Source organism: Pseudomonas sp. GLN_2 (assembly GCF_043106005.1).
In the GTDB taxonomy this organism is placed as follows: Bacteria; Pseudomonadota; Gammaproteobacteria; order Pseudomonadales; family Pseudomonadaceae; genus Aquipseudomonas; species Aquipseudomonas alloputida.
Map to the genome: position 1 here is coordinate 99,239 of NZ_JBICMC010000084.1, position 6,000 is coordinate 105,238.

Consider the following 6,000-nt stretch of genomic DNA (forward strand, 5'->3'; position numbering starts at 1 on the left):
AAGCATAAAAATTATGAATTTGAGTTATTCAATCTAACCCCCTAGCATCGTCCGTACAAGCCAAGGGGTCTTTGGCATAGAAAGACGCTGATGAGGAACAGTCTGATGGCTGGCAAAACGCTCTACGACAAACTCTGGGAAGCCCATGAGGTCAAGCGCCGTGATGACGGCTCATCCTTGATCTACATCGACCGCCACATCATCCACGAAGTGACGTCGCCCCAGGCCTTCGAAGGCCTGCGCCTGGCCAACCGCAAACCGTGGCGTATCGACGCCAACATCGCCACGCCGGACCACAACGTGCCGACCACGCCAGAGCGCAAGGGCGGTATCGAGGCGATCGTCGACCAGGTTTCGCGCCTGCAGGTGCAGACCCTCGACGAGAACTGTGACGAATACGGCATCGTCGAATTCAAGATGAATGACGAGCGCCAGGGCATCGTCCACGTCATCAGCCCGGAGCAGGGCGCCACCTTGCCGGGCATGACCGTGGTCTGCGGTGACTCGCACACCTCCACCCACGGCGCTTTCGGTGCCCTGGCCCACGGCATCGGCACCTCCGAGGTCGAGCACGTGCTCGCCACCCAGTGCCTGGTCGCCAAGAAGATGAAGAACATGCTGGTGCGCGTGGAAGGCCAATTGCCGGCCGGCGTCACCGCCAAGGATATCGTCCTGGCCGTGATCGGCAAGATCGGCACTGCCGGTGGCAACGGTCACGCCATGGAATTCGCTGGCAGTGCCATTCGCGAATTGTCGATGGAAGGCCGCATGACCATCTGCAACATGTCCATCGAAGCCGGTGCCCGCGTTGGCTTGGTGGCAACCGATGCCACTACCGTTGCCTACGTCGAAGGGCGCCCGTACGCGCCGAAGGGCGAGCAGTGGAAGCAAGCGGTCGAATCGTGGAAAGACCTGGTGTCGGATGACGATGCCGTATTCGACACCGTGGTCGAGCTGGATGCCAGCCAGATCAAGCCACAGGTCAGCTGGGGCACTTCGCCCGAGATGGTTCTGGCCGTCGACCAGCGCGTACCGGATCCGGCGGCCGAAGCCGACCTGGTCAAGCGTGGTTCGATCGAGCGTGCCTTGAAGTACATGGGGCTGACCGCCAACCAGGCGATCACCGACATCAAGCTGGACCGTGTGTTCATCGGCTCGTGCACCAACTCGCGAATCGAGGACCTGCGCGCTGCGGCGGAAATCGCCAAGGGTCGCAAGGTGGCCGCCAGCGTCAAGCAAGCCATCGTCGTGCCGGGTTCGGGTCTGGTCAAGGCCCAGGCCGAGCGTGAAGGCCTGGACAAGATCTTCCTCGAAGCCGGTTTCGAATGGCGTGAACCAGGCTGCTCGATGTGCCTGGCGATGAACCCGGACCGCCTGGAAAGCGGCGAGCATTGCGCGTCCACCTCCAACCGCAACTTCGAAGGCCGTCAGGGCGCCGGTGGCCGTACCCACCTGGTCAGTCCGGCCATGGCCGCCGCTGCCGCGGTAGCCGGCCACTTCATCGATGTCCGCGAGTTGATCCAAGGGAGCGCAGCATGAAAGCCTTTACCCAGCACACTGGCCTCGTCGCACCGTTGGACCGTGCCAACGTCGACACCGACCAGATCATCCCAAAGCAGTTCTTGAAGTCGATCAAGCGCACCGGCTTCGGCCCGAACCTGTTCGACGAGTGGCGTTACCTGGACGTGGGTCAGCCCTACCAGGACAACAGCAAGCGCCCGGTCAACGAAGAGTTCGTGCTCAACCACGCGCGCTACCAGGGCGCCAGCGTGTTGCTGGCGCGGGAGAACTTTGGTTGCGGCTCCAGCCGTGAACATGCCCCTTGGGCGCTGGACGAGTACGGCTTCCGCAGCATCATTGCGCCAAGCTTTGCCGACATCTTCTTCAACAACAGCTTCAAGAACGGCTTGCTGCCGATCATTCTGAGCGATGAGGAAGTCGACGAGCTGTTCAAGCAGGTCGAAGCCAACCCGGGCTACCAGCTGACCATCGACCTGCAGGCGCAGGCGGTGACCCGCCCGGATGGCAAGGTGCTGCACTTCGAAATCGATGCGTTCCGCAAGCACTGCCTGCTCAACGGTCTGGACGATATCGGCCTGACCCTGCAGGACAGCGACGCGATCAAGGCCTTCGAAAGCAAGCACCGCGCCAGCCAGCCTTGGCTGTTCCGTGATGCCTGAAGTTCGTAGGTGACAGTGCGGGCCTCTTCGATCCTACAGACAGTTACGCGGTCGTTGTAGGCGCGGGTTTACCCGCGAAGAGGCCGGCACAGGCAACAAAAATCTAAAGGAACGAGACATGACCAGCACCCAGCACATCGATGTGGTCCAACGCCAGTTCGGCGAGCAGGCCAGCGCCTACCTCAGCAGTGCCGTGCACGCCCAAGGCAGTGAATTCGCCCTGCTGCAGGCTGAGCTGGCAGGGCAGGCCCATGCCCGCGTGCTGGACCTGGGCTGCGGTGCCGGTCATGTCAGCTTCCACGTCGCCCCGCTGGTTGCCGAAGTGGTCGCCTACGACCTCTCGCAGTCCATGCTCGACGTGGTCGCCAGCGCCGCCGCCGAGCGTGGCCTGGCCAATATCACGACCGAACGCGGCGCTGCCGAACGCCTGCCGTTCGCCGATGCTTCGTTCGACTTTGTCTTCAGCCGTTATTCGGCCCACCACTGGAGCGACCTGGGCCTGGCCCTGCGCGAGGTGCGCCGGGTGCTCAAGCCCGGTGGTGTGGCGGCGTTCATCGATGTGATGTCGCCGGGCAGCCCGCTGCTCGACACTTACCTGCAAACGGTCGAAGTGTTGCGCGACACCAGCCACGTGCGCGACTACTCCGCCGCCGAGTGGCAACGCCAGGTCAGCGAAGCCGGCCTGCACGTGCGCAGCCACACCCGCCAACCGTTGCGCCTGGAGTGGAGCACCTGGGTTGAGCGCATGCGCACCCCCGAGCCGATGCGCGTGGCCATCCGCCAGTTGCAGCAAGCCATGGGCGAAGAAGTACGGCAGTATTACCAGATCGAGGCCGACGGCTCATTCAGCACGGATGTGCTGGTGTTGTGGGCCGAGCGTTAAGCACTTTTCGGTGGGGCCCGCTTGGCCGCACCGCGTGAATGGATAGAGGAAAGCATGAGCAAGCAGATTCTGATTCTCCCAGGTGACGGTATCGGCCCGGAAATCATGGCCGAAGCGGTCAAGGTACTGGAGCTGGCCAACGACAAGTTCCAGCTCGGCTTCAGCCTGGCTCACGATGTGATCGGCGGCGCCGCCATCGACAAGCACGGTGTGCCGCTGGCCGACGAAACCCTGGAGCGTGCGCGCAAGGCCGATGCGGTGCTGCTGGGGGCTGTTGGCGGGCCGAAGTGGGACAAGATCGAGCGAGACATTCGCCCGGAGCGCGGCCTGCTGAAGATCCGTTCGCAACTGGGCCTGTTCGCCAACCTGCGCCCAGCCATCCTTTACCCGCAACTGGCCGATGCCTCGTCGCTGAAGCCGGAAATCGTGTCGGGCCTGGACATTCTCATCGTCCGTGAACTGACCGGCGGCATCTACTTCGGTGCCCCGCGTGGTCAGCGCGAGCTGGAAGGTGGCGAACGCCAGGCCTACGACACCCTGCCGTACAGCGAAAGCGAAGTGCGCCGCATTGCCCGTGTCGGTTTCGACATGGCCCGTGTGCGCGGCAAGAAGCTGTGCTCGGTGGACAAGGCCAACGTTCTGGCCTCCAGCCAGCTGTGGCGTGAAGTGGTCGAAGACGTGGCCAAGGACTACCCGGACGTGGAACTGAGCCACATGTACGTCGACAACGCTGCCATGCAGCTGGTGCGTGCACCCAAACAGTTCGACGTGATGGTGACCGACAACATGTTCGGTGACATTCTGTCGGATGAAGCTTCCATGTTGACCGGTTCCATCGGCATGCTGCCTTCGGCGTCTCTGGATGCCGACAACAAAGGCATGTACGAGCCTTGCCACGGCTCGGCACCGGACATCGCGGGCCTTGGTATCGCCAACCCACTGGCGACCATTCTGTCGGTGTCGATGATGTTGCGTTACAGCTTCAATCAGTCGGCTGCCGCCGAGGCGATCGAGAAGGCCGTGAGCCTGGTTCTGGACCAGGGGCTGCGTACCGGCGACATCTTCTCGGAAGGCTGCCGCAAAGTTGGTACGCAGGAAATGGGCGACGCAGTAGTCGCAGCGCTGCGGAATCTGTAATCTCTCTGGCCCGCCCCCCAAAATTCCCGGTGGCGGCCCACTTTTAGCAAAGGTGTAGTTGCGATGAAACGTGTAGGTCTGATCGGTTGGCGCGGTATGGTCGGTTCCGTGCTCATGCAGCGGATGCTGGAGGAGCAGGATTTCGACCTTATCGAGCCGGTGTTCTTCACTACCTCCAATGTTGGTGGCCAGGGTCCGAACGTGGGCAAGGATACAGCGCCCCTCAAGGACGCTTATTCGATTGAAGAACTCAAGACCCTCGACGTGATCCTGACCTGCCAGGGCGGCGACTACACCAACGAGGTCTTCCCCAAGCTGCGTGAAGCCGGCTGGCAGGGTTACTGGATCGACGCCGCTTCGTCCCTGCGCATGCAGGATGACGCGGTGATCATCCTTGACCCGGTCAACCGCAAGGTCATCGACCAGCAGCTGGACGCCGGTACCAAGAACTACATCGGTGGCAACTGCACTGTCAGCCTGATGCTGATGGGCTTGGGTGGCCTGTTCGAGGCCGGTCTGGTCGAGTGGATGAGCGCCATGACCTACCAGGCGGCTTCGGGTGCCGGTGCGCAGAACATGCGCGAGCTGATCAAGCAGATGGGTGCTACCCACGCGGCAGTGGCCGATGACCTGGCCAACCCGGCCAGCGCCATCCTCGATATCGACCGCAAGGTTGCCGAGACCATGCGCAGCGAAGCGTTCCCGACCGAGAACTTCGGCGTGCCGCTGGCGGGCAGCCTGATCCCGTGGATCGACAAGGAACTGCCGAACGGTCAGAGCCGCGAAGAGTGGAAGGCCCAGGCCGAAACCAACAAGATCCTCGGTCGCTTCAAGAGCCCGATCCCGGTCGACGGTATCTGCGTGCGCATCGGCGCCATGCGCTGCCACAGCCAGGCGCTGACAATCAAGCTGAACAAGGACGTGCCGATCGCCGACATCGAAGGCATGATCAGCCAGCACAACCCTTGGGTGAAGCTGGTGCCGAACCAGCGTGAAATCAGCATGCAGGAGCTGACCCCGACCAAGGTCACCGGCACCCTGAACATCCCGGTTGGTCGCCTGCGCAAGCTGAACATGGGTTCGCAGTACCTGGGCGCGTTCACCGTGGGTGACCAGCTGCTGTGGGGCGCCGCCGAACCGCTGCGCCGCATGTTGCGGATTCTGCTGGAGCGTTGATCGTTCAGGCTTTACCTGAAAAATACCGCACTGGTAACAGTGCGGTATTTTTTTATGCCTGAAGGTATGCATTTGGGTCGCGGGCCTAATCGCCGGATAATTCATGCCGCTGTTTAATGGCGAAATGTCTGCTCTGACAGAGTCGTTGCCGTTGCCGTTGCCGTTGCCGTTGCCGTTGCCGTTGCTTTTGCTTCTAAGTGCGCGGTAGTTCAGGCGACGCAGATTGCGACTTCAGGAGGCCGAGCGCAGGGCTTGCGGAGGGAGGTGACGGGCATGGATGCCCGTCAAGCGCTGGGCCCCAGGATGGGGCCTGCAGCGCGGTCCTCCCGGGAGCAAGCCCGGAGCGAGGGGACCCCGGAGCGTAGCGCAGGGGCCGGATGATGGGAGCCGACGGTTTTTGGTTCCTTTTTGCCACGACAAAAAGGGACCCGCCGTAAGGGCGGAAAGGTGACTATGCGCCACCTGCGTGAATGAATACCTACTCGGTGTGAATGCCCACATCCAAGAAGCAAGAAGCAAGAAGCAAGAAGCAAGAAGCAAATTCGTCTGTTTTGACTCAGCGAACAGTCCATTCACGATGGCGACACATACTCACCTTTTCGCCCTTACGGCGAGTCACTTTTT

5 protein-coding genes are annotated in these 6,000 nt (G+C 61.9%); all 5 read left to right on the forward strand.

The genetic code is table 11. The annotated features are described in order from the left end of the window. Positions 1 to 105 precede the first annotated feature (105 nt). A complete protein-coding gene (gene leuC, locus ACF8Q6_RS20615) occupies positions 106 to 1,539 on the forward strand; it encodes a 3-isopropylmalate dehydratase large subunit (protein ID WP_003247191.1) in 1,434 nt (477 codons plus the stop codon). Further along, positions 1,536 to 2,180: a 3-isopropylmalate dehydratase small subunit gene (gene leuD / locus ACF8Q6_RS20620; RefSeq protein WP_004576935.1), complete on the forward strand. Its 645-nt coding sequence runs from the start codon at positions 1,536 to 1,538 to the stop codon at positions 2,178 to 2,180. The genes leuC and leuD overlap by 4 nt, the downstream gene beginning before the upstream one ends. A 118-nt stretch (positions 2,181 to 2,298) precedes the next feature. After that, the gene (locus ACF8Q6_RS20625) at positions 2,299 to 3,063 is read left to right on the forward strand and encodes a class I SAM-dependent methyltransferase (RefSeq protein ID WP_014754047.1); all 765 of its coding nucleotides are present in this window, start codon (positions 2,299 to 2,301) and stop codon (positions 3,061 to 3,063) included. 54 nt (positions 3,064 to 3,117) lie between these two features. Next, positions 3,118 to 4,200: a 3-isopropylmalate dehydrogenase gene (gene leuB / locus ACF8Q6_RS20630; RefSeq protein WP_003247194.1), complete on the forward strand. Its 1,083-nt coding sequence runs from the start codon at positions 3,118 to 3,120 to the stop codon at positions 4,198 to 4,200. A 63-nt stretch (positions 4,201 to 4,263) separates the two neighbouring features. After that, positions 4,264 to 5,376, forward strand: coding sequence for an aspartate-semialdehyde dehydrogenase (gene asd, locus ACF8Q6_RS20635; RefSeq protein ID WP_003247195.1), 1,113 nt, complete (start codon positions 4,264 to 4,266; stop codon positions 5,374 to 5,376). Positions 5,377 to 6,000 lie beyond the last annotated feature (624 nt).

What these genes read in the sequence shown, in the direction of transcription:
- leuC (WP_003247191.1), top strand. Translation starts at nt 106, where the DNA reads ATGGCTGGCAAAACGCTCTACGACAAACTCTGGGAAGCCCATGAGGTC.
- leuD (WP_004576935.1), top strand. Translation starts at nt 1,536, where the DNA reads ATGAAAGCCTTTACCCAGCACACTGGCCTCGTCGCACCGTTGGACCGT.
- ACF8Q6_RS20625 (WP_014754047.1), top strand. Translation starts at nt 2,299, where the DNA reads ATGACCAGCACCCAGCACATCGATGTGGTCCAACGCCAGTTCGGCGAG.
- leuB (WP_003247194.1), top strand. Translation starts at nt 3,118, where the DNA reads ATGAGCAAGCAGATTCTGATTCTCCCAGGTGACGGTATCGGCCCGGAA.
- asd (WP_003247195.1), top strand. Translation starts at nt 4,264, where the DNA reads ATGAAACGTGTAGGTCTGATCGGTTGGCGCGGTATGGTCGGTTCCGTG.